The organism is Komagataeibacter diospyri (assembly GCF_006538165.1).
GTDB classification, from domain to species: Bacteria; Pseudomonadota; Alphaproteobacteria; order Acetobacterales; family Acetobacteraceae; genus Komagataeibacter; species Komagataeibacter diospyri.
In genome coordinates this window covers 1-23847 of record NZ_BDLU01000051.1, presented here as the reverse complement: position 1 = coordinate 23847, position 23847 = coordinate 1, and the positions used below count along the sequence as shown (strand labels likewise).

Here is a 23847-nt window from a genome sequence, read left to right as displayed (position 1 = left end):
ACAGGCCGCCCCTGATCATCGCACATGGCATGCAGTTTTGAGTTCAGACCGCCTTTTGTTCGCCCGATATGGCGGGGAAAAGCCCTTTTTTAAGCAGAGAGGCTGCCGTTCTGTGTGCTTTGAGATGTGTGGCATCGATCATCAGACGCTTCGAACGACCCGCCTGTTCTGCCAGGGTTTTAAAGATCCTGTCAAAGACACCCAGGCGGCTCCACCGAATGAAGCGATTATATAAAGTCTTGTGCGGGCCATACGCTTTGGGAGCATCTTTCCACTGAAGCCCGTTGCGGATCACATAAACGATCCCGCTCAGAACACGCCGGTCATCCACGCGGGGCACGCCGTGCGCCAGAGGAAAAAATGGCTCAATCCGCTCCATCTGACGTTCAGACAACAAAAATACATTACTCACAGTTTTACCTCCATCGGTAAGCCTGTGAATCACAATCTCTCGCTCAGTTCAATAAATTAACAGGTCCTGAGCCTAGGTTCTGTCTTCAGAACCATGACGATAATCTTGATTACAACCAAGAACAAAGCATGAAATCGCCAATTTCCTAAGCTATGATCCTTCCACAAGGTCTTGGATATGTCAGGCCTGTGTAATGGAACTTTCTCAGGAGGTGGATCATGGTCTCTGCTCGGAAGCGATGCGCGACATTTACGGAATTGGCCGCTCCATGGACAGGTCGTAAAATGGGTATAGGCCACGATTTGCGGGAACGCCTGCGCAATATAGATGCCCGCCCTCTTCGCCTCATGAAAAAAGTGGACATTGCGACCCATACAGTGACGACCGAGAATATTTCCCGTGTCAGTGATGTGCCCTTAGCGGTGGAAGTTTTGTCCGACACCCGTCTGCGTCGCACTTTGTTTATTCCTTCTCAAGCCTATGGAGTAAGGCGGCAGATAGCAGACGATCTTTTGTATTGTCATATACTCGCCAAGCGCAAATTTGTGAACGTTCTGTATGATTGAGACTGCCACGCGCTTCTATCCATTGGGGGAGATACAGAGCCCCTTGGAACCATTTGTTAAAAATAGAATTCATCATAAAAGAATTCTATGGACATTAAGTGGCTTGAAGATTTCATCACGCTAGCGCGTTTGCAGAGTTTTTCACGCGCAGCGGAAGAGCGTCATGTAACGCAGTCGGCCTTCAGTCGTCGCATCCAAGCTCTGGAAACATGGGTGGGAGTGCCATTACTCGATCGCAGCCGCTTCCCTACGACGTTAACGCCAGAAGGGCGTCGCTTTCGGGAAATGGCAGAAGAGACCCTTCGTAATCTTCTCCAGAGTCGTGCATCGCTGACGGCGTCTTCGCAGAATGATGTACCAACCATAGCCGTGGCAGCGTTGCACACGTTATCGGTTACGTTTTTCCCTCAATGGCTTTCTGAAATCGAAAAGTCCATCGGACCATGTGGTAGTCGCTTGTTGCCAGATGATTTCCATAACTGCATGGCTGCTATCGTCGACGGTTCCTATGATTTTTTTCTGACCTTTTATCATGAAGCCGTTCCTCTGCTTCTTCATCCCAACCAGTTTCCTCATTGTATTCTTGCTCAGGACTTTCTTGTTCCTGTGGGTCTTCCTTTACACGATCCTCAGCCAAGCTCCCTATCTCCCTTGCTGACCTATAGTCCGAACTCATTCCTCGGCCAGATATGCCAGTGTCAGGAAGCGCAGGCCGTTCTACCCTACGGACCTGATACTGTTCGGCATGTGAATGAAAATGCCATGGCAGAAGGGCTCAGGAAGATGGTTCTGGCAGGGCACGGATGTGCATGGTTGCCCAGAAGTCTGATCGAAAAAGACCTCGAAACCCATGAGATGATTGCCTTGGGGAAAGAAATTCCTCTGGAAATCAGACTGTATCGCAAAGCAGAACATACGCGTTCGGTTGTCGAACAGGTCTGGCAAGCGTCTCAGCAGATCGCCTTATGCAAATAGAGAATAGTCCAGACTGAAGCGGCATTGGACGCAGTGTCGTGGCTCCTCTAGGTAGGCCTGAGTGTTGTCGGAAACGAGCGGGCCGAGCCATCGTGTTGAGTAAAGTAAAAGCTGTCATGCTCTGCCTGAGCTTAGGCTTGCTGATCGATGTCTCGCGTAGTCACGCTGAAACCTTCCAGGCGAGCGCGCCGGTGGCCTTGGTTGAAGACGTTTCGGTTGGTCGTATTTTAATGCAAAAAAATGCGGATCGCCCGATAGCTCCGGCTTCCATGACAAAGATCATGACAGCCTATGTGATCTTCGATCTGATTGACCAAGGAAAAATGAGGCTGGAGCAAGTCATCCCAGTCAGCCCATCAGTGTGGAAGAGATGGCACGGTAAGCAGGGGGGCGCGACAATGTTCCTCCGTGCGGGCGAGGCTGTCTCGGTTGAAAATCTTCTCAAGGGGATGCTGGCTGTCTCAGGAAACGATGCCACTTACGCTCTGGCTTCGAGTATTCCCGGCGGCCTTGATGCGTTTGTCGCATTGATGAACAAGGAGGCCCGGAGCATCGGGCTGGCCGACAGTTATTTCAGTTCACCCAACGGGTGGTCGAACAACGATATAACACGGACAACAGCGCGCGACCTGGTTCTTTTAGCCCGAAAGACAATTGAGCGTTTTCCTCAATTTTATGTAAAATTCTACCAACAGAAAGAATTTCTGTGGGGCAAAAGTCCAACCGGACAGTTGATCCGACAACACAACAACAACCCGTTGTTTGGTCACATAGATCACGCAGACGGACTGAAAACCGGATTTACGACAAATGCCGGTTATTGTTTCACCGGCTCGGCAACAAAAAACAATCATCGCATTATCATGGTGATCGCAGGTTTGCCTTCTGCACGTGCACGCGCCGAGGAAGCGATCCGTCTCATGCAAACGGCCCTGAGCGCTATCCCTTAGAAATTGTCGCCAAAGTAACGCATACCCTCTACGAGATGAGAAAGGTTTGAGCATGTCGATTGTTTTTCTCAATGGCGTATATGTCCGTGCTGAAGATGCGCGTATTTCCCCTTTTGATCGAGGTTTCACATTTGGAGAGGGCGTTTACGAAGTCTGTATCGCTGTAAATGGAAAATTCGTTGATGCTCCAGCGCATCTCGCACGTCTGGACCGCTCTCTTGCCGCATGCGGTATAGCACCTCCTCCCGAAAAGGCAGATCTGGACAGCATCATGAAAGAACTGCTGGGAAAAAATGATGTCACAACGGGGCTGGTTTATCTGCAGGTAACATCCGGCGTATCTCCGCGTAATTTCACGATCCGTCCTGAGAGGCGATCCACACTTCTGATGCTGGCGCAGGCTTCTGACTTTGAACAGGCCTCTGCCTTTCGCGAGGGTATTCATGTCCAACTGCAAGAAGATATTCGCTGGCTCCACCGCGACATCAAGACGACCATGCTGATGCCACAGGTTATGGCCAAACGTGATGCCCTTGCTAATGATGTATCCGATACGTTATTTTACGACGAACAGGGGATTACGGAAGGGGCATCCTCAAATGTGTTTCTGGTGGATGCATATGGAACGCTGGTGACGCGGTCCTTATCCAATCGACTGCTGGCAGGATGTACGCGTGAGCGTATTCTGGATCTGGCAAGGGGAGCTGGTTTCTCTATTGAGGAGCGTCCGATCCAACGTGCTGAACTTGCGACGGCAGCAGAGTGTTTCGTGACCAGCGCGACCTACCTGGTCGCACCAGTTCTTACGATTGATGGCGTCTCAATTGCCAACGGCCAGATCGGGCCAATCACACGCACGCTTCAGTGTTTATACTGCAATTATATGAACAACTGAAGCCTGTGTGGAACATGAGCTTGCCTATACAAAGCCCAGTATTGCGCCTGACAGGAACAGTGCTGTCAGAACAAGTGAGAGATAGGTCAACATCATTCCAAGCCCTCGCAGAGGTGCATAATTGCCATACATGCCGATGGACTTGTAACGGTTTTGTGCCGGTATGTGATTTCCTTTACGCGGCTTTGACCTCGAAAGCGAGAGGGCTGATGCTACCGAGATATGAATGGCGCCGTCGCGAATTGTAGAAACCGTTGATGTATTGAAAGATGGCGGCGGTTGCCTGACGCCGTGTTGGCCAACTTTATCTCCAAAGCATTTCGGCCTTCAGGCTCTTGAAAAAGGTCTCGACCACGGCGTTGTCATAGCAGTTTCCCTTGCCGGACATGGACGGTGTCATCTTGTATTCCGTCAGCTTCTTCTGAAAATCATGGAAGCAATATTGGCTGCCGCGATCAGAATGGAAAATACAGCCAGGTGGTGGATTGCGTAGACGCACCGCCATATCGAGTGCTCTGATAGCGAGGTCCTTTTTCATCCGGTTACTGGCGGCCCAACCGATAACGCGGCGGCTGAACAGGTCAATGACGACGGCAAGGTAGAGCCAGCCTTCGCTGGTCCAGATATAACTGATATCGCCTGCCCATTTCCGATTAGGGGCATCGGCCAGGAAATCGCCGTCCAGAATATTGTCGGCAAAACCAGGAGAATGCCGACTATCGGTCGTGACTTTGTGCCGACGCGTACGTACGGGACGAATACCGTTGGCTTTCATCAGTCGCCCCACACGGCGTTCACCAACATCAAGCCCTGCTTCCCTGAGTTCCATGGTCATCCGCGGACGGCCATAGGTCCGGTTGCTCAGGGTATAATGCTCGCGGATATGCGCCAGAACCTTCAGATCGGTGCGCTGGCGCTTGCACAGGGGCCGGGAAACCCATGCCCGGTAGCCACGCGTCGAGACCTGCAGGACCCGACATAGAGCGGCGATGGGCCAGCGGTCACGATATGCCCTGATAAACGCAAACCTCACGTCTTTTGGCTCGCGAAGAACTGCGTGGCTTTTTTTAATATTTCCCTCTCCTCCCGCAGGATACGGTTTTCCAGACGAAGACGCTCATTTTCCCGGACGAGGTCCGTCTGCGCTTCAGGCGCCGTCAGATCAGTCGACCGATACTGCGAAATCCAGTGGCTCAGCGTTGATTTGCCAATCCCCAGATCCGCCGCAATCCGTGTCCGGGACAAACCGCTGCTCAGCGCGATCCTGACCGCCTCGCGGCGAAACTCTTCTGTCTGCTTCAATGCCATGGTCTCAGGCCTTTCCTGTTGAAAGCTTTAAACGCTCAGTCAACCGGCACAAAACCGTTACAAGTCCAATCGAAAGATCTTTATTATCAGATGGATGAAAAATCGGCCCCTTTACATCGAGTGCATTACAAATAGGCCAATTGAAGTATAGTCAGGTTGGGACAGAGCAAAGCTATGCGAGAATAAGGGCTATATGTCGGTTTTTGTCAGGAAGTCTGAATGGGACAGACTTCCTGCCATTTTTATTAAAGTTGTCAAAACGGATATTGTGAAGCGAGGTTTTTTTATGACGATGGGTCTGGCAGTGCCGGTTCTTCCCCGAAGGGACGATTGAGGATCGTGAGCACGTCTTCGGCGGCATAGATCCGGTTGCGGGCATGGCCGGTGCGTTCGGTCAGTATCCCGACCTGGCAGAGCTGGGCAAGGGCCGTCTGGGCGGCCGGGGGCGTGATGTCCAGCAGATGGCCAAGGCGGCTGGCCGTCAGGACGGGATAATCGGTCAGCAGGTCCAGCGCGCGCAGCGCGGCCGAGCCCTTACGGAAAGCCCGGCGCTGCCGCCATGTGGCCTTCAGGGCCTGGGTTGCCTGCCGGGTGACCTGCACTTCGGTGACGGTCCGGATGATGGCGTCTGACAGGAACCCGATCAGGGGCGGCCAGTCGAGCCGTTGCTGGGCCCGTTTGAGCGCCGCGTAATAGTCCTGTCTGTGGGCCTCGATATAGGGAGAAAGATACAGGGGGACCTGACCGTCAGCGGCCATCATCAGCGGCAGCAGCAGGCGGCCAACCCGGCCATTGCCGTCGCTGAACGGATGCACGGCCTCGAAATGGGCATGGGCGATGGCCAGCCGGGTGATGAGGGACTGGGTCATCTGCTGCATCCCGTCGGCCTGCATGTAGTTCAGGGAGGCCTCCAGACAGGCTGCCACCTGGTCAGGCGGGGGCGGGTTATAGGTCGAATAGGCGATATGCCCTGTCCCGCCGATCCAGACCACGTCCTGGCGCAGGGTGCCCGGTGTCCCGCGATAGGCCGGGTCGTGCTGCATGACCGCCTGATGGAGCGCCAGCACGGTGGGCAGACGGAATAAGGCCGGGCCTTCGCTACAGGCGTGTGGCAGGAACTGCTCCAAGGTTCGCGCATAGTCGCGGACCTGCCGTGTGGCATGGGAAGCGCCCTGGTCGTCCTCATCGACCACCAGAAGCTCATTGAGGGTGCTGTGGGTGCCTTCCAGGGCGGAACTGCTGAGGGCTTCCTGACGGCTCAGGACGCGGCTGATCAGGTACGGATCAGGCAGGGTGCGGGCGAGGGCGGCGATTTCACCCAGGGCGGACAGGGCCTGTCCATGTCGGGCGGCGGCATCGCCCAGCATAACGCCCGCTTCTGGCGGTGGCGGGGGCACGACCCCGTAATGCTGGGCATAGGGGGCGGGCAGCCGCTGCAGACATTCCCGGATCCCGCCGGCCAGATCCTCACGCTTCATCCTGCCCAACCTTTTCCTGACGCCGGATTTCCCTAACATGATTAAGGTTTATGTTAAAACCTTAATCATGTTTTCCAGAAGTAGGCCCTTGCGTAAGGTTCTGCCAGATTGTGCGGGTGGCTACAGGTGACGTGGATGCAAAATCCCTCCAGCCCCGAACCTGTCCGGTAATATGGATTACCGGACAGGTCTGTGCCAAGCTCCGGCGGTCCCGAAAACCGCAGGAAACCGACCTCTCGTGATTATCGATCCTAACGGGATTGGCCCGGCCGGCAGGGACACTTCCCTGGCCGCACCGCTGGCCCAGGCCCGCGCCTATGCCCGCGCCAGCCGGGCACCCGCCACCCGCCTGGCCTACCGGCGCGACTGGGCCGCCTTCACCGCCTGGTGCCACGACCGGGACCAGGGCGCGCTGCCCGCCGATCCCCGGCTGGTGGCACTGTTCCTTGCCCATGAGGCCGCGCGTGGCCTGCGCCCGTCATCGATCGGCCGCCTGCTGGCGGCCATCGCCTTTGCCCATCGTCAGGCCGGCTGCGTGCCGCCCCAGGCCCAGCCACAGGCGGGCGTGCTGGCCGAAGTGATCGCCGGCATCCGTCGTCAGGCCGGCACCGCCCCGCGCCGCAAGCAGGCTGCCGATGACCGGGTGCTGCAGGCCATGCTGGCCGCCCTGCCGGCGACAAACCTGAAGGCCATCCGTGACCGGGCGCTGCTGGCCTTCGGCATGGCCGGGGCCTTCCGCCGCTCGGAACTGGCCGGGCTGCGCTGCGACCAGCTCGACCGCACCCCAGAGGGCATGACCGTGCGCTTCGGGGCAACCAAGACCGATCCCGAGGGGCGGGGCGTGTGCATCGCCATTCCCGAAGGACGCCGCATCCGGCCCGTCGCCCTGCTCGAGGCCTGGCTGGAGGCGGCCGGAATTACGGACGGAGCCGTATTCCGTGACGTGGTGCGCGGTCAGGCCAGCGCAGGCCCGATCAGCGACCGCACCGTGGCCCGCGTGGTCCAGCGCGCTGCCCAGGCCGCAGGCTACGACCCGGCCCGCTTCGGGGGGCATTCCCTGCGCGCAGGCTTCCTCACCTCAGGCGCGCGGGCCGGGGCCAGTCTCTTCCGGCTCAAGGACGTCTCCCGACACCGCTCCACTGATGTCCTCGCAGCCTATGTCCGCGAGGCCGGACTCTTTACAGATCATGCAGGAGAGACGTTTCTTTGACTGTCATTTTAGGTAGAGGCTGTGCCGGTCTAGGTCCGTCCATTTCCTGATCGACCACGTCCAGATCTTCCGTGCATTCTGGCAAAATTTGTGGTTGGTCTGTTTTCTGAACTTTTCGTAATTCTGAAAATTATTTCCCATGGTCAGTATGTCCCCTTTATTCTCTCCCGGCGTAGCCCAGAACGACAATAATGAGGCTTCCATAGCTACTACCCGTTCCAGGCGGGCCCGTCGGATGCGGCGTCTGGCGCGGGTCAGGACCCTGAAGTGGCATCGAACCATCATGTATTGTACCGGGGCCGTGCTGATTGGCATTATCTCCGTAATCTTTGCCCATATCGGGGATTGGGCGGCCGAACTGCGTTATCATGTTGTCGCCAGAAACCCATGGTCCATGCTGGTGATTGCCCCGCTCGGGCTTGTTGCCATTTCCTGGCTGACACGCCTGTTGTTCAATGGTGCTCAGGGATCAGGAATTCCCCAGACAATCGCAACCCTGCATATGCATAATTTCGTGCTTGTGGACCGGATCCTGACCTTGCGCATTGCGCTGGGCAAGATCCTGATGACATGCTTGGGTCTCATCTGTGGTGCCTCGATCGGTCGTGAAGGGCCGAGTGTCCAGATCGGCGCTTCCATCATGCACGCATTTTCGCGTGCCATGGGGCAGCATAATGATGTCACCAGGCATGGTATGATCCTCGCAGGGGGGGCTGCCGGCATGGCTGCCGCTTTCAATACGCCTCTTGCCGGTGTTGTGTTTGCGATTGAAGAACTGGCGCACTCCTTTGAACAGAAGGCGTCGGGGCGTACTCTGACTGTTATTATTTTTTCGGGGATTACAGCAATTGCCCTGTTGGGGAACTATACATATTTTGGTCGGACGAATGTTTTTATTCCGGTAGGACGCGCATGGCTGGCCGTTCTGGTATGTGGTGTAAGTGGTGGATTGGCGGGGGGGATTTTCGCCCGTCTTGTCATCCGCCTTTCAAAAGGTCTACCGGCTTTTCTTGGCCGGTTTTCAAGTCGATTCCCTCTTGTATTTGTGGCGCTATGCGGCCTGTTACTGGCTCTGATCGGACTGGCATCAGATGGTGCGACTTATGGTACGGGCTATCTGCAGGCGCGTGGGATAGTGGATGGAAGTCTGCATTATCCTGCGTCTTTCTTTCTTCTGAAGTATATCTCCATGCTGATTACTTTCTGCTCTGGCATTCCTGGCGGCATGTTTGCACCTTCCCTTGCGATCGGTGCAGGAATGGGAGGATGGGCCGAGCAGTTTCTGCCTCATACGTCGCCTGGAGGCGTTGTACTGCTGGGTATGGCTGCCTATTTTTGTGGCGTTGCCCAGTCACCGCTGACGGCAACCATCATCGTGATGGAAATATGTGACAATCAGCAGGTGACCCTGGCCCTGCTGGCCACGGCCTTCCTGTCGTTCGGTGTATCCCGCATGGTCTGTCCCAGACCGCTTTATTCGGCACTGGCTACGGGATTTCTGGAAAAAACAGAGCAAATGGCGCGACAGGTATCTCACGATAGATTGGAAAAATAATTTTATTCTGAACTGGGTTCCTGATCGAGCGGCTGATCAGCATTCTGTTGGGCAGATTCACCAACAAGAAAAGAAATATGAAATCATGTTGCTTCCTCTGTCCAATCCGGTTCCACAATCAGGGAAACCGGAAAATGTCTGCAGTCTGGTGTTCCTGTCTGCGGCATCTGTCGTGATCGGGGCATCTGCCGGTATGATCTGTGGTATCTTCCGCTTGTTGCTGGAATGGCTGGAGGCCGTCCGGACAGATATGGGAATGGAAGTGTCGCTTCAGCATGGCTTTTCTTGCGAAGGCGTGCTGTTGATCATCGGATCTGGCGCAGCGGCATGGCTGGCTTCAGGTCTCGTTCGTCATTTTGCCCCTCTTGCAGCAGGAAGTGGCATCCCACATGTGGAAGCTGTCTTGTTGAGTGCGTCACCGCCTGCGCCATGGCGGGTGGTGCCCGTCAAATTCCTGGGTGGCCTTCTGGCGATCGGAAGTGGGCTTGCCCTGGGACGTGAAGGGCCCAGTGTGCAGATGGGAGCGACTGCAGCTCATACGTTTGGCAGGCTGCTCTGTCTGGAGAAGACAGACTGCCTTGCCCTCCTTGCTGCAGGCGCGGGAGCAGGGCTGGCGACAGCTTTCAATGCGCCGGCAGCCGGTGCTGTTTTCGTTTTGGAAGAACTGGTCGGCCGGTTTGAAATCAGAATGGTTTGTGCCGCATTGGGGGCATCCATTTCGGCCATTCTGGTCAGCCGGGGCATGCTGGGTAGCCAGACGGTCTTTAGTGTCGCTCCTCTGATCCTTCCAGAATCGCTTGCCAAACAGCTGTTTTTCGTCATGACCGGGGTCATGACGGGCCTGGTTGCTGTCGGATACAACCGGACGACCATGGCAGTGCTCCGTCTGGCCGGGAGGCTGCCTGTCAGCATCTCAGTCAGGCCTGTGCTGGTGGGAGGTTTGGCCGGTTTGGTGGTTTGTCTTGCACCGCACTTGGCTGGAGGGGGAAAGTGGATCACGCAGACGGCCATAAACAACGAGATCGGATTACATCAGATTCCGGCACTACTGGCTTTTCGGCTGATTTTTGGGGCCCTGTCTTATGCCGCTGCAACACCTGGAGGTCTGTTTGCCCCCATGCTGGCCCTGGGGGCACTTTCCGGTCTGGGGAGTAGTGTTGTGGCACAGGCATTAAGTCCTGATACACCTCTGGCGACCGCACCTTTTGTGATTGTCGGCATGGCCTCCATGTTCGCCGGATCCGTTCGTGCACCGCTGACCGGGATTATTCTGGTTATGGAAATGACAGGTTCGTCCGAGTTGATAATGCCGCTTTTATCCGGGAGTTTTGCTGCGATGGTCGTAGCCGGCGCACTTGGAGACATGCCCATTTATGCTGCCCTGAGACTCAGGGCCCAGTCACACACGCGATGATTTCAGAGAAGTGTTCTATCCCCGATCTGGGGGGAAGCAGAATGCAATTGCATAATAAGTCTCTGACCTTAGATCAGGAGGCTATGATGCCCCGGAATAGCTCTCATCCGAAGGTGGAGATTTTCAACTTCCGGATTGACCCGGCGCTGAAGGCAGCGTTCACGGCTGCAACCAGTGCGGATGAACGGCCTGCTGCCGATGTGCTGCGGGATTTCATGCGCGCTATGTGGCGGGGCGGGAGCGGCGTGCTTTCGAGGCAGAAGCGCGGCGGCAGTCCCGTGAAGTAGCGGTGCTGGCGTGCGCCCCGGCGAGTGATGAAGCTCTCGTCTTGCGCGCACTGGACGCGCTTTTCGAGGAGGACGATTTCCGGGATGGGTGGACGGCGTGAAACGTGGTGATCTGGTGACGATTGCCGTTAATGGTGATTATGGTGAACCGCGTCCGGTCCTTGGGGTGCAGGCCGACGCCTTTTCCGACCCGCCAGCTATGACCGTGCTGAGGTTGACCAGCATCGTGCAGAACTGGCCTTTGTTCCGGATTACGGTTGTACCAGCACGACGAACGGCTTGCACAGCCTGTCGCAGGTGATGGTTGATTGGGCGATATCCCTGCCACGGGAGAAGATCGGTCAGGGTTTCGGGCATCTGGAGGCTGCGTCTCTGCGTCAGGTTGATCAAGCTTTGTCAGTTTTTCTCGGTCTGTCGGGTGACCGTCTTCCATGATTACGCGCGATTTTCCGGTGTTTCAAAGGGCTATGGGCAATAGTGTAACAGGCCGGGCCTGAAACCGGCCGACCTGTCCCGCGTCAGCAGCGGTTTTCCTGTCCGGGTCAGGTGACATGTGTTACACTTTCCGGGATATCATGCCCAGACCTGCCCCGAAGGCCCCTGTCCGGCCGCCTTGCCAGCTGTCGCTGTTCCCCGAAACGGCGGCGCTGGTGCGCGTGGATCCGGCCGCCAACTGCTGGCGCTTCTACCATCTGTCGCTGCAGCCTGACCTGTTCGGCGGTACCGCCCTGGTGCGGCAGTGGGGGCGGATCGGGACGGCTGGCCGGCAGGTCTGCGAACTGCATCATGATGCCGGGCAGGCGCTCGACGCCCTCGTCCGCCAGCTTCGGGCCAAGCGCCGGCGGGGCTATCGCGACAGGACAGCCGGATGAGCGGCACCCGAAAACCGGGACAGCGGGTGACCCCGGCAGCCACCCCCGGCGGGATGCAGCTGTTCGACCGCGACGGGAGCCGCAAATACCTCACGGTCGCCGAGCGGGCGCGCTTCCTGCGCGCGGCCGAGCAGGCGCCGCGCGAGGCCCGCACGCTGTGCATGACCCTGGCCTGGTCGGGCTGCCGCCTGTCCGAGGCCATCGCCCTGACGGCGGACCGGGTGGACCTTGCCGGCGGCGTGCTGGTGTTCGCCACGCTCAAGAAGCGCCAGGACGGGATCTATCGCGCCGTGCCGGTGCCTCCCTCCCTGCTCGAGGCCCTGGACCTGGTGCATGGCATCCGCGAGGCCCAGCGTAGGCGAGGGCGTGGATCGGCCGCCCGGCTGTGGCCCTGGTCCCGCATGACCGGCTGGCGGGCGGTGCACGCGGTCATGGACGCCGCCGGCCTGTCCGGCCCGGCCGCCTCCCCCAAGGGCCTGCGCCATGCCTTCGGCGTCGCCGCCGTCTCCAGCGGTATCCCCCTCAACATGGTGCAGAAATGGCTCGGTCACGCCCAGCTCTCCACCACCGCCATCTACGCCGATGCCGTCGGCGCCGAGGAGCAGGATATCGCACGGAAAATGTGGGAGTAATTTTCTATCATTCTCTCTTGTAGATAGAGCAGATTTTCACGTATGACCACATGCAAACATGAGGTCATGTAAGGACGTTCACATGCCAACAATAGCGATTATCAGCCAGAAAGGTGGGGCTGGAAAAACCACTCTGGCCTTGCATCTGGCTGCTGCGGCTGAGGATGCTGGCCATACAGCATTGGTGATTGATGTGGACCCACAGGCGACGGCGAGCCAATGGGCCGCATGGCGTAAGGATGCTCCGCCGGTTGTAATTGACAGTGCTCCGCCTCGTCTCGCGGCTAAGATCGGACAGGCAATGAGTCAGGGTGCTGAGTTCATCGTGATTGATACTCCGCCTCACGCTGATAGTGCGGCTAGTGCTGCCGTTGAAGTCGCCGATTTGGTATTAATTCCATGTCGGCCGAGTGCGTTCGATCTGGCAGCAATCAAAACGACTGCCAGCCTTATAAAAATGCGTGGCAAACCAGCCTTCGTCGTTTTTACAGCGGGAAGTCCGACTGCTCCACGTATGTATGAGGAGGCCACACAACTCGTACAAAGTTACGGACTGAACGCATGTCCACATATTATCGCTGATCGTGCAGTTTTTCGTCATGCTGCGGCGGAAGGGAAAACTGCAATGGAAGTAGAGCCTAAAGGCAAGGCGTCTGATGAGGTAAGGCTGCTTTACAAGTGGACATGCAAGCATGTAAACATGCAATCATCAAGGAAGCGGAGAGCTAGTGCATGAGCCGGAAGGGGTCTCTACTGTCGTTGCGGGATCGTGATTCCGCAATATCGCCGGTTGCAGTTGCATCAGAAGGCAAGGTTGCTGCTACCAATGTTGTTGGTACAGCCAGCAAGCAGGTTGCGCCGAGCCGTCAGGGCAAGAAAGCCATGACCGGCTATTTTAGTCCGGAAATGTCATTTGCTATGCACATGACCGCCAGAAAGCATGGGATGAGTTTACAGGATGCGATGGCCGACGCGTTTAACGACTGGCTACGCAAGATGGGAGAAAGTCCTGTGGGCAAGTAGGCATGTTTACGTGCGGTCATGTTTGCATGTAAGCATGTAGACTTGCTGGCGTATGCCGGAATCAGCGTATTGGGTTGCGTTCGTGCCGTTTTTTACAAAAGCCAATAAAGGCTCCGGCAGGGCTTTTAAGCTCTGGTTTTCCCATGTCGTGCCACCATGAAACCCATTCGTCATGGAGAGCATAGATGTCATATCCTGGCGCAACGGTTTTAGCGTCATGCATGGTTTCGGGGTCGATGTAGGGAGCATCCCTCATAGGGGCGATAACATCGACCTTTGTTTTAAGGCTCAAACGGTTGCGAAATAGAATGATGTCGTCGGCCATTGTGATGGCATAGTCAGGAAAATGAGCATGACTGGTGTCATGCGCACAAACTTTCTTAACCAAGGATCGAAAGACGCGAAGCGGGCTATTTGAGCCACATTTTTTTTGCAGCAGCTCTAATCCGATCTTCCATTCATCTTTCATACCGCAGTGTTTGCGGGCTAGTTCGTACATGCGTCGTTCGAACGGTTTACGAAGTCGGAAATAGTCTCGGTGAAGTGTGAGGACATTCTTGCTGATGACTGAACGATAGACCCAATCTGACAGAGTGATTTCAAGATCAAGCATTCGGCCGTCAAACGTCTTACGGGTGATTCTAGCTTCTTCGATCAAACCGAAAATTCGAGTTTCTTCAATGCCTCCTGTTTGAATGTTGGTTCGCACGGTTGTTCCGCGCAAGCGTGTCAACGCGTCGGTCAGTAGCCTATAGCCTGCTCCGCTGGTTTGACGATTGGTAGCGACCAGCATGTCATAGGCTTGAAGGCGGAGTGTTCGGCCAGGTTGTTCGCCGTGATTCATTTTCGCAACGAGCTGAGAGATGCAGTAGATTAGGATATCCTTGTCATGGATCGTTGCCAGCCCTTTGCCAGACGGGATGATCTCTATGATATTCCCATTGTGTTCATAGCGTCGCATCCGGTTGTCTGGCTTGGTCGAGAGCGAAAAAACTGGATGCTCCATTGACGCCATATCATCTTTGGGAATGGCATCGAGCACGTCACAGATGAATAGATCCTGATTTGGATGGCGGACTGGAAGGAGGGGCGTGCGATCATCACCTTCCACAGTCAGAGAAGGCGCAATGTCGAACAAGGAAGGAGAAGATTCTATCGTCATTTCAATTACAGATGGCTACTATCGTCACTTCACATACGCAAGCCAATTATCGTCATTTTAGATTCAGGCTGAGCTTATCGTCATTTCAATTACGCATATTTGCTATCGTCATATTAGATTCAGTTTATCGTCATAGTGGATTCAGTTTATCGTCATAGTGGATTCACAGGACGATAGAATCTCTCGATAAAACCGTTATTATTCAGTATGTTATTTTGACTATAAAAAACCGTAACACCATTTAAACACCTACTTAAACACTCTAATGTTGTGGATAACTTTTTATTTCCTGAAATTTGCAGCCAAATTGCCACCAAGCACCGCCTCTTGGGGGCTACGCCCCCGCCGGCTCGCGGCCTACGGCCACCCCGATCGCGCTTCGCGCGATCTCCCACCCGGCATCCCCCTGCTCGCCCTTTCAGGGCTGCGCTAAACGGACACGCCTACGCCGCGAAATCATAATCTGACGATGCGTCCCCGCATCGTTTCTCCACCAGCACCTTCTTCTTCCGCGTCGGCGCCTTTGGCGCCCTACGGGGCTCCCGCTCCGCGCTCGCCCGACGCCTGCAACACCAGAAGAACCGGGCAAGACCGTAATCTGCTCAAGACACACCGGCGTTCAGACGATCATTCAGCGGCTCACGTGTTGCAGCATGCCCGTCAGACGCCACAGGGTGGCCGTACAGGCATTACCGTGTGTGGTGGCTAGTTTGTGATCGGAACAGGAATTGCGCTTTGTGCGGCCTCTCAGGAGGCTCTGCTGGCTTTATCAGGAATCGATGGGCTATCCATTTCTGTCTGACCGTCCAGATATCCTCCTCCTGACTTTCAGCAGGATGGTTCTGATTGAAAAACCCAAGCGTTAGGGATATGGTGAATGATGCCGACGCGTCTACGCATTAATGGATTTCGTGTCGTGATTTACACGGCAGATCATGTGCCAATGCACATTCACGTCATAAGCGCGGATGGGGAAGCGGTGATTGAAATTGGCAGGAAAGCCCGACTGATACAGGCAGGTGGCATGAAAGATAAGGTCATACAGGAAGCCCTTGTCATCGTGCAGGACCACGCTGAGATGCTGGCTGAAGCATGGGAGAAGATACATGGCGAATGACATGAACTATCAGGCCGCTCGTGAAGCAGACGCACTTCATAGAGCGACAATTCCTCATGCGGTCTCCGCACGGTTTATCCGTGCTCGCCGCGCTCTTCACGTCACGCTCTCCAACGGTGTTGAGATGAGCGTGCCTGTGGCTCTGATACAAGATCTGCAGGACGCTTCTCTGAATGATCTGGCCGAGATCGAGATCACCCCGCTGGGTAATGGCCTTCACTGGCCCCGTCTCGACGCCGATGTTCTGGTCGAAGGTCTGATCCACGGTATCTACGGTTCCCGAAGCTGGATGGCAGCACAGATGGGACGCGTGGGCGGATCGTCCGCCAGCCTGGCAAAGGCGGCGGCGGCACGCCGGAATGGTGCTAAAGGCGGTCGGCCAAGGAACGTCGCGTAAGATAGTCACCGCCTTTCAGGCGGTAGGACTGTCGTGCCACGTCTGCGCGCTGCAACGACCATTCTTGCCGAAAGGGTGGACCGATACGGTCCACCCTTTGGCTGAAGGGGATCGGGTTTTCCAAGCCCTTTGGGTATGCCCGCACCAACGGTGCAATGGTGTATGAAGAACCACTACTTATGGGTAGGCCCGATGTCGGCCTTGGGTATGTCGATGGGTCGTCACATGGGTAGCCGTAGGGTCGTGAAACGGTCGTTCCATCAATGCATCAGGGATAGTCGTGACCATTGCACTCTGCGCCACCTTCCTGCGGTGTGCGAGAGCGTTACCCTTATTGCCCGGGTTGTGGCAGGGGGAGCGGGTTATCCGTGCCAAGGCTGCTGGCCCATGCCTTCATGGCTTTCGCACTGATCCCCAATCCGGCCTCGACCTGGGCGAGGGACCGGCGTGTGGCTTCGTCCTTCCAGGCTTCCCAGTCATCGCGATCGGTATGATCCGTCTTCATGTCCCGTTTCTCCTTGTTTGGACCTTCAGGCCAGTTTTGGCCTGCGTCCGCGTTTCTTCTCTGGCAGGCGTGTGACCGGAGCTTCAGCTTCCGGTAAGTGCGAAGGTTCCGGTGTCGCCTTGATGGTCCGCCCCAGTCCGATTTCCTGTGCCAGGGCAGAGCGTCGGGCCGCATAGTCAGGAGCCACCATCGGGTAGCTTTCAGGCAGGCCCCATTTTTCGCGATACTGCTGCGGCGTCATGCCATAGGCGGACTGGAGATGACGCTTGAGCATCTTCAGCTTCTTCCCGTCCTCCAGACAGACAATGTAATCCGGAAAGACCGATTTCTTCACAGGTACGGCTGGCACCAGATCCGGTGTTCCGGTCGTCGCCTGTCCCAGACTTCCGAGGGCCTGAAACACCGTGGCGATGAGGCCGGGCAGGGTATCCGCCGGAACCGTGTGACTGCTGACATAGGCTGTGACAATCCGGGTCGTAAGCTCGCGCACTGTGTCAGCTCCGGATGATCGTGTCTCGTGGTCGGTCATGGTCACGTCTGCCTGTGTTGTCCTGTCCTGTCCTGTCCTGTTTCCGGTGCCTGTCGAAGGCATGAAGCCCCGCATGTCTCCAGCGTGCTGTCAGGTCAACCGAAGCGGTATCATCGCCGCCCTGAAGCCGCCCTGCAATATCCAGGAAGGCTTCGAACAGGGTTGCGCGGTCGTCATCGGTCAGCCAGCGGATGTCGCGTAAGATACGGTTTCCAATCTGTCCGGCCTGCACAACTCAGTTCAGGGCCCAGCAGCGCGATGTCGGGACGTTCTGATCCGTGCCTGGCACAGGCGCTGTCAGAACACAGATTACGGTCTGCCTTTGCCAGACCAGCGTGAAGAGGGCTCCTGAGCCGCCATAATCCGCTGTGGTCGTGATCCGATAGCCTTTGGTCAACAGGCTCGCCAGAGAATCCGGCACCGGCTTCAGTGCTGTCGGAACAGACAAGGCCGCATAGGGAGATTTAACGTCCGACTGAGGCAGCCAGTCTCCTCTGCCCTGGGCAAAGCCTGAAGCAGGCCGGAAGAGGATCGGCAGGACAACAAGGAGCAAAAACAGTTTTTGCATCATGATTTTTCCTGTGCGGGTCCTTTTTCAAAAGCGCGCAGGAAAGCGTCGATATCGTCGCTCATCAGGAGGGGCATCCGTTCTCGTATCAATGCTTCAGGCCAGTCCCACCAGGCGACTGCAAGCAGACGCTCGATGGTCTTTTCGGGGAAGCGGTATTTGAGGACCCGGGCCGGGTTGCCGCCCACGATGGCATATGGCGGCACGTCCCTGGTCACCACGGCCGCCGTGGCGATGATCGCGCCTGATCCTATGGTGACACCCGACATGATGTTGGCCCGCGCGCCGATCCAGACGTCGTTGCCAATGACGATATCCCCCTTGGTGGAATGGTCATCGGTTGCATCCGCCGCTTCGGGCCAGAAATTGCACTGGTTCTTGAACGGGTAGGTGGTGATCGTGTCCGGTCGGTGATTGCCCAGGATCATCAGCACCTCGCGGGCGATCGAGCAGTATTTTCCGATCTTCAGGCCGGCATATTCAGCTTCTATGATGATGGGAGAACCCTTGGCGCCATATGTATGGTCGCCGATGTCCCAGCCCCACTCTTCGATTTCATGGGCAAGGGTGTAACGTAGGAGCAGAGAAAAGGCGTTCTTGCCGTAATACATGGGCCTCGGTTCTCCCGTTCTGGTTCAGGGTTTCGTTTGCATTCGATAGCGGACAGATCAGATGATCGTGTTTCGTCGTCAGTCCTGTTCCGGGTCCCTGTCGAAGGCATGAAGCCCCGCACGCCTCCAGCGTGTTTTCAGGTCGCCTGACGCGGTAGTCCTGCCCTCCCGAAGCTGCCCTGCAATGTCCAGGAAGGCCCCGAGCAGGGTAGCGCGGTCATCATCGGTCAGATCGACCAGTCCTGCCTTCTGGACCAGGCCGCCCAGTTCGATCAGATGATGGGTACGTTCCCGTCGCGCCTTCGCCCAGTCGCGCATGTCGGTGCGTGCCTTTCGTGCCTGATGGCGATGGATCAGGGCCGCCTGCTTCCTGATCCGTCTTTCAAGCGCCAGAAGCTCCGTTCTGATCGTATCCGGTTCCTTTCCGGCCGCCCTTTTTTGCGCCAGCCTGAAAGAACGCCGTCCCCCGTTCGGTCCACCTCGCGACGGCTTCAGGTTTGCCGTCCGCCTGTTCGACAGCCGCAAGCAGCACCCCGGCCAGCGCCTCGATCGACAGGGTATCGGCTCCCGTCGCCTCGACCAGTTCACCGAGCTGGATGGTCCGTTGCGCCTTAAGCTGCTTCGCCTTTTCCTGAAGCGCCTTCAGTTCCGCATCAATGTCCCGTGGCCTGCGCATTTCCGGTCCCCTGTCCTGCTGGTCTGTGGCATACTCTACCATACAGGCGAGAACCGCGTCACTCATCCAGAGCAATCAATCTTTATGGTGCAGTAAAATGTGAGTGCGCGCTTATACGTCACTGCGTGACGTGCGCTTATTGTGTGTGCTATAACTGAGGTCATGGCGATCTATCACCTGCATGCAAAACTCATCAGTCGTGCGACCGGCAGGAGTGCCGTAGCAGCAGCAGCCTATCGTGCGGCGTCTCGTCTGCATGACGCACGACTGGAGCGTGCCCATGATTTTTCGAACAAGAGTGGTGTGGTGCATTCAGAGATCCTGCTGCCCGATGGCGCACCGGAACGGTTTCTCGACCCGTCTGTTCTGTGGAACGAAGTCGAGGCAATTGAAAAGCGCAAAGATGCCCAGCTTGCCCGCGAGGTGGAGTTTTCACTCCCGCGTGAGATGACTCAGGCACAGGGGATAGCGCTGGCACAGGATTTCGTGCGGGAGCAGTTTGTGGACCGCGGTATGGTTGCTGATCTCAATGTGCACTGGGACATCGGTGAGGACGGACAGGCAAAGCCCCATGCGCATGTGATGCTGTCCACGCGGTCAGTGGATGAGAACGGGTTTGGTGCGAAAGAGCGCTCCTGGAATAACAGGGAATGTTTGCTGACATGGCGTGAGCGATGGGCCTCACTTGTTAATGAACGGCTGGCGGAACTGGATCTGGATGTGCGGATCGATCATCGGTCGTTTGCAGAGCAGGGGATTGATCTTGAGCCGCAAAACAAAATCGGTCCGGCCGGGATGCGCCGTGAAGAGCGGGGCGAGGATGCTGAGCGGGTTGCAGACCATCTGGAGATCGCGCGGCGCAATGGCGAAAAGCTTCTGGCTGAGCCGCATATGGCTCTGGAGGCACTGACCCGGCAGCAGAGCACCTTTACCCGTCAGGATCTGGCGCGCTTTGTGGACCGGCATACGGCGGATGCAGAGCAGTTCAGTGCTGTCATGGTCAGGGCGGAGGCCTGTCCGGAGCTGGTCGCCCTCGGGAAAGACGGGCACGGGCGGGAACGGTTCTCCTCGCGGGAGATGATCGGGGTCGAGCAGCGTCTGGAAGACATATCACTCGCGATGGGGCAGTCTCAGGGGCATGCAATGAAGCTGTCTGTCAGGCGGGCTGCTATGGCGCGGGACGGGCTGGGAGACGAGCAGGCTCTGGCCGTGGGTGAGGTGACGAAGTCCCGCGATCTGTCTGTAGTGGTCGGTTATGCCGGGACGGGGAAGAGCACCATGCTGGGTGTGGCCCGCGCGGCATGGGAGGAGGCCGGATACCGGGTGCGTGGTGCTGCGTTATCAGGCATTGCGGCGGAAGGGCTGCAGGGCGGGGCCGGGATTGAGAGCCGTACCCTTGCCTCATTAGAGCTGGCCTGGTCCAGAGGACGGGACCGCCTGGAGCGTGGCGATGTGCTGGTGGTGGATGAGGCCGGCATGGTGGGCTCACGTCAGATGGAGCGGGTGCTCTCAGCTGCGCATGAGGCTGGTGCCAAAGTTGTTCTGGTGGGTGATCCCGAACAGTTGCAGGCGATTGAGGCAGGTGGTGCGTTCCGGGCGGTGGCTGAGCGGGTCGGGTCAGTGGAGATCACAACTGTGCGCCGGCAGCGTGAAGACTGGCAGCAGGCTGCGACGAAGGAGCTTGCGACCGGACGGACGGACAGGGCGCTGGGACGCTATGAGGAAGCGGGTTTTGTGCGCGGGCATGAGACCCTTGATGAGGCCCGGGCCGGCGTGGTCCGGGGGTGGGATAAAGCCCGTCAGGCTTCACCAGAGGATAGTCAGATTATGCTGGCGCACCGGCGTGTCGATGTGCGGGCGCTGAATGAGGCGGCACGTGAGATCCGCAGGGAGGCGGGTGAGCTGGGCGAAGATGTGCTGGTCTCCACAGCTCAGGGTGAGCGGGTGTTTGCCGAAGGGGAGCGTGTCTACTTCCTGCGCAATGACCGGGAGATGGGGGTAAAGAACGGCACGCTTGGCACAATACGGGGCATTGAGGGATCGGCCGGGGCCGGGGATCTGGTGCTGTCGGTGCAGCTCGACGGGAAGGATGGTGTCGGTTCTGGTCGTCTCGTGTCTGTGGCGGTAGCGGAGTATGACGCGCTGGATCATGGCTATGCGGCCACTATCCATAAATCGCAGGGTGTGACGGTGGAGCGGGCCCATGTTCTGGCGACGGGGAGTATGGACCGGCACGGGGCCTATGTGGCGCTGTCGCGGCATCGGGACAGTGTCAGCATTCACTGGAGCTCGGATGATGCGGGTGACCGGGACGGGCTGGTGAAGCGGCTGTCGCGTGAGCGGCTGAAGGATACCACGCTGGATTACCTGCATGACCGGGATCGGGATGCCGGGTTTGCGCAGCGGCGCGGTCTGGATGTCCCCGCGAGCGGGATCGTGGTGGCGCGCGGCAAGGCTGTCTCAGGTCTTCTGCAGGACAGGCAGAGCGAAGTGACCCATGGGTCTGAGCCTGCACCGGCAGAGCAGAAACGCGGGATGTTTGACGGGCTGGAGCTTTCCGTGGGGTCTGCTCGTCGTATCAGAGAAAAAGATGTGCCAGACGGGATGGAGGCTGAGGTCAGTAAGGGGAGTGGAGGGGTTGAGCGTGAGGCTCCTGTTTCACCCTTTGCGGGACTGCAGCTGCGGTATGTGAAGCGCGGGAAAGAGCCATCCCTGCCGGACGGGTTTGTGCCGGGGCGTGATCCTCTGCATCAGGCGGTGGAGCGGTATGCGCGGGCCATGATGGATGCTGAGCGCATGGTGCGTCAGGAGCTGCCTTTACTGGAGTATCAGAAGAAGGCGCTGTCTGACGCTGTACGGGATCTGGAGCGGGTCCGGCCTGGCGGGGAAGCCGATATGAGGGCAGCGCTGAAGCATCAGCCGGACATCGGGCCGGTGCTGTATGGTCTGGAAGGTCCGGCGCGGGCGCGCAAACTGGTCGAGGGGCTTGAGCATGAGGAGAGGGTGCGCAGGAGCCCTGATCTGCGGGCTGAGCGGTTTGTGAAGGCGTGGGGGGGGCTGAGCCACGCGCAGCAGGGTGTGGCACTGAAGGATCTGAAGCGGGATACACAGCTTGCATCCGTCCTGCGGGAGAAAAGCCGTGAACTGGGGATCAGAAAGGGATCTGCGCTCGATCACGCTTTACATGCGCCCCAGCGCGAGCATTCTCTCTCGCGCTCCAGGTCGCGGGATCGGGGATGGGATATGGGGATGTAAAACAGAAGACGTACAGGAAACTGTACGTTATAGTGGATTTGGAGGATCGATCATGACCTGGAGGGATCGAAAAACCTTTAACTGACTGTTCTTGGTCCTGATTTCAGGTTTTTGCCATGTTGATTTCTGCTTTCTTATCCTGATTTTCGCTCTGCGTTTTGAGCAGAGCGAGGGTTTCGTGCTCTGGGTTGCTACGCGGTGGCGTTTATCCGCTCCAGGAAGAGAAAGCGGCGCATATTATAGACGATATTGGCGAGCCCGATCCTCATGGTGGCCCGGGTTATGCCGACGGTTCGGACGAACAGCCCGGTCTGTGATTTCTGATCAGCAAAGACATGCTCGACACGCGACCGGATAACGGACTTTCCGGCGTTGGATTTCTGGATATGCCTGGGCATAGGCTTGAGATGCGGCTTTTTCCTGTGAACCTTCGAGACAAAGCCCTGCTCCTCCATGAAGTCCTCATTCGCTTTTGAGCGATAGGCCGTGTCAGCCCAGACGCCTGAGGCCGTATTGATTTTATCCAGCAGCCCCTCTCTCAATCGCGCGCCATTACCCTCTCCATCAATGAAAACGGTGAAACACAGGATGCCTTCAGTGTCACCCATCAATTCAGATTAAAGTGGAACTGCTCTAGCGGGACAGAACGCCTGAAATAATATTGCGATCCGACGATTCGCAGCATGCGTCTAACTTTCCCAGAATGGGAAAGACTGTGGGACAAACGCCCATTTTAACGCCGATGTAAATTTTTCTCTGCATTTTCAATATGTTAGTGGTGAGAGTTGCGGGACTCGAACCCGCACATTGTAGTCGCCCATAGGCTTTTACCCAGGGAAATTCCCCTTTGTTTCAAATAGTGAAATGTCTACGCCAAACATTATGGGAAAGGCAAATGCCGGTTCAGGGTGAGGCCTATATGGAGGGATATTGTTATAAGTCTCTCTTGAGGGTCGATAGGCTGATTGGGGGGGGGGAAGCGGTCTGTCAGTTTTTCGTGCGATAAATCTAGGCTCAGGACTCATTCTTTGAGATAGAAGATGAAGCTTGCAGCGATATGGATTGCGGACATGAAGGTATGAGCGCAGCGGTCGTATCGTGTTGCCACCCGTCGCCAGTCTTTGAGCTTTGCGAACATGTTTTCGATCAGGTGACGCTTTTTATACAGATGCCAGTCGTAAGGTGGCTTTGATTTCCGGTTCTTTTTCGGCGGAATACAGGCTGTGATAGTGCGTTCTGCAAGCCATAACCTGATCCTGTTGCTGTCATAGCCCCTGTCCCCGATGATTTCTTCTGTCTTGTCGGGGAGATCTGCCAGCAGCACGTCTGCGCCTTTGAAGTCACTGACCTGTCCTGCAGTCAGATGCAGGCGGACAGGCCGCCCCTGATCATCGCACATGGCATGCAGTTTTGAGTTCAGACCGCCTTTTGTTCGCCCGATATGGCGGGG

Annotated in this window: 24 protein-coding genes and 4 pseudogenes; 15 read left to right on the top strand and 13 right to left on the bottom strand. The window is 56.9% G+C overall.

Annotation, left to right across the window (positions count from 1 at the left end; all coding sequences use genetic code 11):
* A pseudogene (locus tag MSKU9_RS11630) lies at positions 1 to 412 on the bottom strand (IS5 family transposase); the annotation flags it as partial.
* Between the two features lie 218 nt (positions 413 to 630).
* Between MSKU9_RS11630 and MSKU9_RS11625 the strand changes: the two are divergent.
* The 4 genes from MSKU9_RS11625 (at position 631) to MSKU9_RS11610 (ending at position 3798) form a co-directional block, all read left to right on the top strand.
* Positions 631 to 978 (top strand): hypothetical protein, encoded by a 348-nt coding sequence (locus MSKU9_RS11625; RefSeq protein WP_141261599.1) that lies wholly within the window; start codon positions 631 to 633, stop codon positions 976 to 978.
* Positions 979 to 1065: 87 nt separating this feature from the next.
* Complete coding sequence (locus MSKU9_RS11620) at positions 1066 to 1953, top strand: LysR family transcriptional regulator (RefSeq protein WP_141261598.1); 888 nt, start codon at positions 1066 to 1068, stop codon at positions 1951 to 1953.
* A gap of 92 nt (positions 1954 to 2045) precedes the next feature.
* A complete protein-coding gene (locus tag MSKU9_RS11615) occupies positions 2046 to 2903 on the top strand; it encodes a D-alanyl-D-alanine carboxypeptidase family protein (RefSeq protein WP_141261597.1) in 858 nt (285 codons plus the stop codon).
* Between the two features lie 52 nt (positions 2904 to 2955).
* Positions 2956 to 3798, top strand: coding sequence for an aminotransferase class IV (locus MSKU9_RS11610; RefSeq protein ID WP_141261596.1), 843 nt, complete (start codon positions 2956 to 2958; stop codon positions 3796 to 3798).
* Between the two features lie 175 nt (positions 3799 to 3973).
* Here MSKU9_RS11610 and MSKU9_RS11605 read toward each other — a convergent pair.
* Positions 3974 to 5106, bottom strand: a pseudogene (locus MSKU9_RS11605) (IS3 family transposase).
* Positions 5107 to 5390: 284 nt separating this feature from the next.
* Complete coding sequence (locus tag MSKU9_RS11600) at positions 5391 to 6584, bottom strand: Fic family protein (RefSeq protein WP_141261595.1); 1194 nt, start codon at positions 6582 to 6584, stop codon at positions 5391 to 5393.
* Between the two features lie 238 nt (positions 6585 to 6822).
* Between MSKU9_RS11600 and MSKU9_RS11595 the strand changes: the two genes are divergently transcribed.
* The 8 genes from MSKU9_RS11595 to MSKU9_RS11555 all read left to right on the top strand — a co-directional run bounded on the left by MSKU9_RS11595 (position 6823) and on the right by MSKU9_RS11555 (position 13577).
* A complete protein-coding gene (locus MSKU9_RS11595) occupies positions 6823 to 7794 on the top strand; it encodes a site-specific integrase (protein ID WP_162515738.1) in 972 nt (323 codons plus the stop codon).
* Positions 7795 to 8077: 283 nt separating this feature from the next.
* Positions 8078 to 9349 (top strand): chloride channel protein, encoded by a 1272-nt coding sequence (locus tag MSKU9_RS11590; protein WP_087609087.1) that lies wholly within the window; start codon positions 8078 to 8080, stop codon positions 9347 to 9349.
* Positions 9237 to 10763: a ClC family H(+)/Cl(-) exchange transporter gene (locus MSKU9_RS11585; protein ID WP_227002474.1), complete on the top strand. Its 1527-nt coding sequence runs from the start codon at positions 9237 to 9239 to the stop codon at positions 10761 to 10763. Before MSKU9_RS11590 ends, MSKU9_RS11585 begins: the two co-directional genes overlap by 113 nt.
* 86 nt (positions 10764 to 10849) lie before the next feature.
* A complete protein-coding gene (locus MSKU9_RS11580) occupies positions 10850 to 11050 on the top strand; it encodes a hypothetical protein (RefSeq protein ID WP_227002473.1) in 201 nt (66 codons plus the stop codon).
* Between the two features lie 575 nt (positions 11051 to 11625).
* A complete protein-coding gene (locus tag MSKU9_RS11570) occupies positions 11626 to 11922 on the top strand; it encodes a WGR domain-containing protein (protein ID WP_227002472.1) in 297 nt (98 codons plus the stop codon).
* Positions 11919 to 12554: a tyrosine-type recombinase/integrase gene (locus tag MSKU9_RS11565; RefSeq protein WP_141261591.1), complete on the top strand. Its 636-nt coding sequence runs from the start codon at positions 11919 to 11921 to the stop codon at positions 12552 to 12554. The genes MSKU9_RS11570 and MSKU9_RS11565 overlap by 4 nt, the downstream gene beginning before the upstream one ends.
* An 82-nt stretch (positions 12555 to 12636) precedes the next feature.
* Positions 12637 to 13290, top strand: a complete 654-nt coding sequence (gene parA / locus MSKU9_RS11560) for a ParA family partition ATPase (protein WP_082086140.1) — start codon at positions 12637 to 12639, stop codon at positions 13288 to 13290.
* Positions 13287 to 13577 (top strand): ribbon-helix-helix domain-containing protein, encoded by a 291-nt coding sequence (locus MSKU9_RS11555; protein ID WP_039998296.1) that lies wholly within the window; start codon positions 13287 to 13289, stop codon positions 13575 to 13577. The genes parA and MSKU9_RS11555 overlap by 4 nt, the downstream gene beginning before the upstream one ends.
* Positions 13578 to 13638: 61 nt before the next feature.
* Here the strand turns inward: MSKU9_RS11555 and MSKU9_RS11550 are convergent, their stop codons facing one another.
* Positions 13639 to 14739, bottom strand: a complete 1101-nt coding sequence (locus MSKU9_RS11550; protein ID WP_039998297.1) for a replication initiator protein A — start codon at positions 14737 to 14739, stop codon at positions 13639 to 13641.
* A 916-nt stretch (positions 14740 to 15655) separates the two neighbouring features.
* Here MSKU9_RS11550 and MSKU9_RS11545 point away from each other — a divergent pair.
* Both MSKU9_RS11545 and MSKU9_RS11540 read left to right on the top strand, forming a co-directional pair.
* Positions 15656 to 15856 (top strand): DUF4160 domain-containing protein, encoded by a 201-nt coding sequence (locus tag MSKU9_RS11545; protein WP_264371849.1) that lies wholly within the window; start codon positions 15656 to 15658, stop codon positions 15854 to 15856.
* On the top strand, positions 15846 to 16253 hold the full coding sequence (locus MSKU9_RS11540; protein WP_141261590.1) for a DUF2442 domain-containing protein: 408 nt from the start codon (positions 15846 to 15848) through the stop codon (positions 16251 to 16253). Before MSKU9_RS11545 ends, MSKU9_RS11540 begins: the two co-directional genes overlap by 11 nt.
* Before the next feature lie 331 nt (positions 16254 to 16584).
* On the opposite strand, the gene MSKU9_RS18270 is transcribed toward MSKU9_RS11540, so the two are convergent.
* The 7 genes and pseudogenes from MSKU9_RS18270 to MSKU9_RS11510 all read right to left on the bottom strand — a co-directional run bounded on the left by MSKU9_RS18270 (position 16585) and on the right by MSKU9_RS11510 (position 19208).
* Positions 16585 to 16758, bottom strand: a complete 174-nt coding sequence (locus tag MSKU9_RS18270; protein WP_162853814.1) for a hypothetical protein — start codon at positions 16756 to 16758, stop codon at positions 16585 to 16587.
* A 25-nt stretch (positions 16759 to 16783) separates the two neighbouring features.
* The gene (locus tag MSKU9_RS11535; RefSeq protein ID WP_110557449.1) at positions 16784 to 17287 is read right to left on the bottom strand and encodes a MucR family transcriptional regulator; all 504 of its coding nucleotides are present in this window, start codon (positions 17285 to 17287) and stop codon (positions 16784 to 16786) included.
* Positions 17253 to 17471, bottom strand: a pseudogene (traD, locus tag MSKU9_RS11530) (conjugal transfer protein TraD); the annotation flags it as partial. The gene MSKU9_RS11535 and the pseudogene traD, both read right to left, overlap by 35 nt.
* A 51-nt stretch (positions 17472 to 17522) precedes the next feature.
* The gene (locus tag MSKU9_RS11525; protein ID WP_087609095.1) at positions 17523 to 17858 is read right to left on the bottom strand and encodes a hypothetical protein; all 336 of its coding nucleotides are present in this window, start codon (positions 17856 to 17858) and stop codon (positions 17523 to 17525) included.
* Positions 17855 to 18466 (bottom strand): CatB-related O-acetyltransferase, encoded by a 612-nt coding sequence (locus MSKU9_RS11520; RefSeq protein WP_007396283.1) that lies wholly within the window; start codon positions 18464 to 18466, stop codon positions 17855 to 17857. The genes MSKU9_RS11525 and MSKU9_RS11520 overlap by 4 nt, the downstream gene beginning before the upstream one ends.
* Before the next feature lie 78 nt (positions 18467 to 18544).
* Complete coding sequence (locus tag MSKU9_RS11515; RefSeq protein WP_141261588.1) at positions 18545 to 18784, bottom strand: conjugal transfer protein TraD; 240 nt, start codon at positions 18782 to 18784, stop codon at positions 18545 to 18547.
* 64 nt (positions 18785 to 18848) lie between these two features.
* Positions 18849 to 19208: a conjugal transfer protein TraD gene (locus MSKU9_RS11510; RefSeq protein WP_193557693.1), complete on the bottom strand. Its 360-nt coding sequence runs from the start codon at positions 19206 to 19208 to the stop codon at positions 18849 to 18851.
* 96 nt (positions 19209 to 19304) lie between these two features.
* Between MSKU9_RS11510 and traA the strand changes: the two genes are divergently transcribed.
* The gene (gene traA / locus MSKU9_RS11505; protein ID WP_141261587.1) at positions 19305 to 22397 is read left to right on the top strand and encodes a Ti-type conjugative transfer relaxase TraA; all 3093 of its coding nucleotides are present in this window, start codon (positions 19305 to 19307) and stop codon (positions 22395 to 22397) included.
* Between the two features lie 191 nt (positions 22398 to 22588).
* Here traA and MSKU9_RS11500 read toward each other — a convergent pair.
* Positions 22589 to 22951 (bottom strand): annotated as a pseudogene (locus MSKU9_RS11500) (transposase); the annotation flags it as partial.
* Between the two features lie 467 nt (positions 22952 to 23418).
* Positions 23419 to 23847 (bottom strand): IS5 family transposase (locus MSKU9_RS11495; protein WP_141261586.1); only part of this gene is annotated, 429 nt, incomplete at its 5' end.

What these genes read in the sequence shown, in the direction of transcription:
- MSKU9_RS11570 (WP_227002472.1), top strand. Translation starts at nt 11,626, where the DNA reads ATGCCCAGACCTGCCCCGAAGGCCCCTGTCCGGCCGCCTTGCCAGCTG.
- MSKU9_RS11525 (WP_087609095.1), bottom strand. Translation starts at nt 17,858, where the DNA reads ATGATGCAAAAACTGTTTTTGCTCCTTGTTGTCCTGCCGATCCTCTTC.
- MSKU9_RS11510 (WP_193557693.1), bottom strand. Translation starts at nt 19,208, where the DNA reads ATGAGTGACGCGGTTCTCGCCTGTATGGTAGAGTATGCCACAGACCAG.
- MSKU9_RS11600 (WP_141261595.1), bottom strand. Translation starts at nt 6,584, where the DNA reads ATGAAGCGTGAGGATCTGGCCGGCGGGATCCGGGAATGTCTGCAGCGG.
- MSKU9_RS11590 (WP_087609087.1), top strand. Translation starts at nt 8,078, where the DNA reads ATGTATTGTACCGGGGCCGTGCTGATTGGCATTATCTCCGTAATCTTT.
- MSKU9_RS11620 (WP_141261598.1), top strand. Translation starts at nt 1,066, where the DNA reads ATGGACATTAAGTGGCTTGAAGATTTCATCACGCTAGCGCGTTTGCAG.
- MSKU9_RS11535 (WP_110557449.1), bottom strand. Translation starts at nt 17,287, where the DNA reads ATGACCGACCACGAGACACGATCATCCGGAGCTGACACAGTGCGCGAG.
- MSKU9_RS11555 (WP_039998296.1), top strand. Translation starts at nt 13,287, where the DNA reads ATGAGCCGGAAGGGGTCTCTACTGTCGTTGCGGGATCGTGATTCCGCA.
- MSKU9_RS11580 (WP_227002473.1), top strand. Translation starts at nt 10,850, where the DNA reads ATGCCCCGGAATAGCTCTCATCCGAAGGTGGAGATTTTCAACTTCCGG.
- MSKU9_RS11550 (WP_039998297.1), bottom strand. Translation starts at nt 14,739, where the DNA reads ATGACGATAGAATCTTCTCCTTCCTTGTTCGACATTGCGCCTTCTCTG.
- MSKU9_RS11540 (WP_141261590.1), top strand. Translation starts at nt 15,846, where the DNA reads ATGGCGAATGACATGAACTATCAGGCCGCTCGTGAAGCAGACGCACTT.
- MSKU9_RS11565 (WP_141261591.1), top strand. Translation starts at nt 11,919, where the DNA reads ATGAGCGGCACCCGAAAACCGGGACAGCGGGTGACCCCGGCAGCCACC.
- parA (WP_082086140.1), top strand. Translation starts at nt 12,637, where the DNA reads ATGCCAACAATAGCGATTATCAGCCAGAAAGGTGGGGCTGGAAAAACC.
- MSKU9_RS11520 (WP_007396283.1), bottom strand. Translation starts at nt 18,466, where the DNA reads ATGTATTACGGCAAGAACGCCTTTTCTCTGCTCCTACGTTACACCCTT.
- traA (WP_141261587.1), top strand. Translation starts at nt 19,305, where the DNA reads ATGGCGATCTATCACCTGCATGCAAAACTCATCAGTCGTGCGACCGGC.
- MSKU9_RS11625 (WP_141261599.1), top strand. Translation starts at nt 631, where the DNA reads ATGGTCTCTGCTCGGAAGCGATGCGCGACATTTACGGAATTGGCCGCT.
- MSKU9_RS18270 (WP_162853814.1), bottom strand. Translation starts at nt 16,758, where the DNA reads ATGAAGACGGATCATACCGATCGCGATGACTGGGAAGCCTGGAAGGAC.
- MSKU9_RS11610 (WP_141261596.1), top strand. Translation starts at nt 2,956, where the DNA reads ATGTCGATTGTTTTTCTCAATGGCGTATATGTCCGTGCTGAAGATGCG.
- MSKU9_RS11515 (WP_141261588.1), bottom strand. Translation starts at nt 18,784, where the DNA reads ATGCGCGACTGGGCGAAGGCGCGACGGGAACGTACCCATCATCTGATC.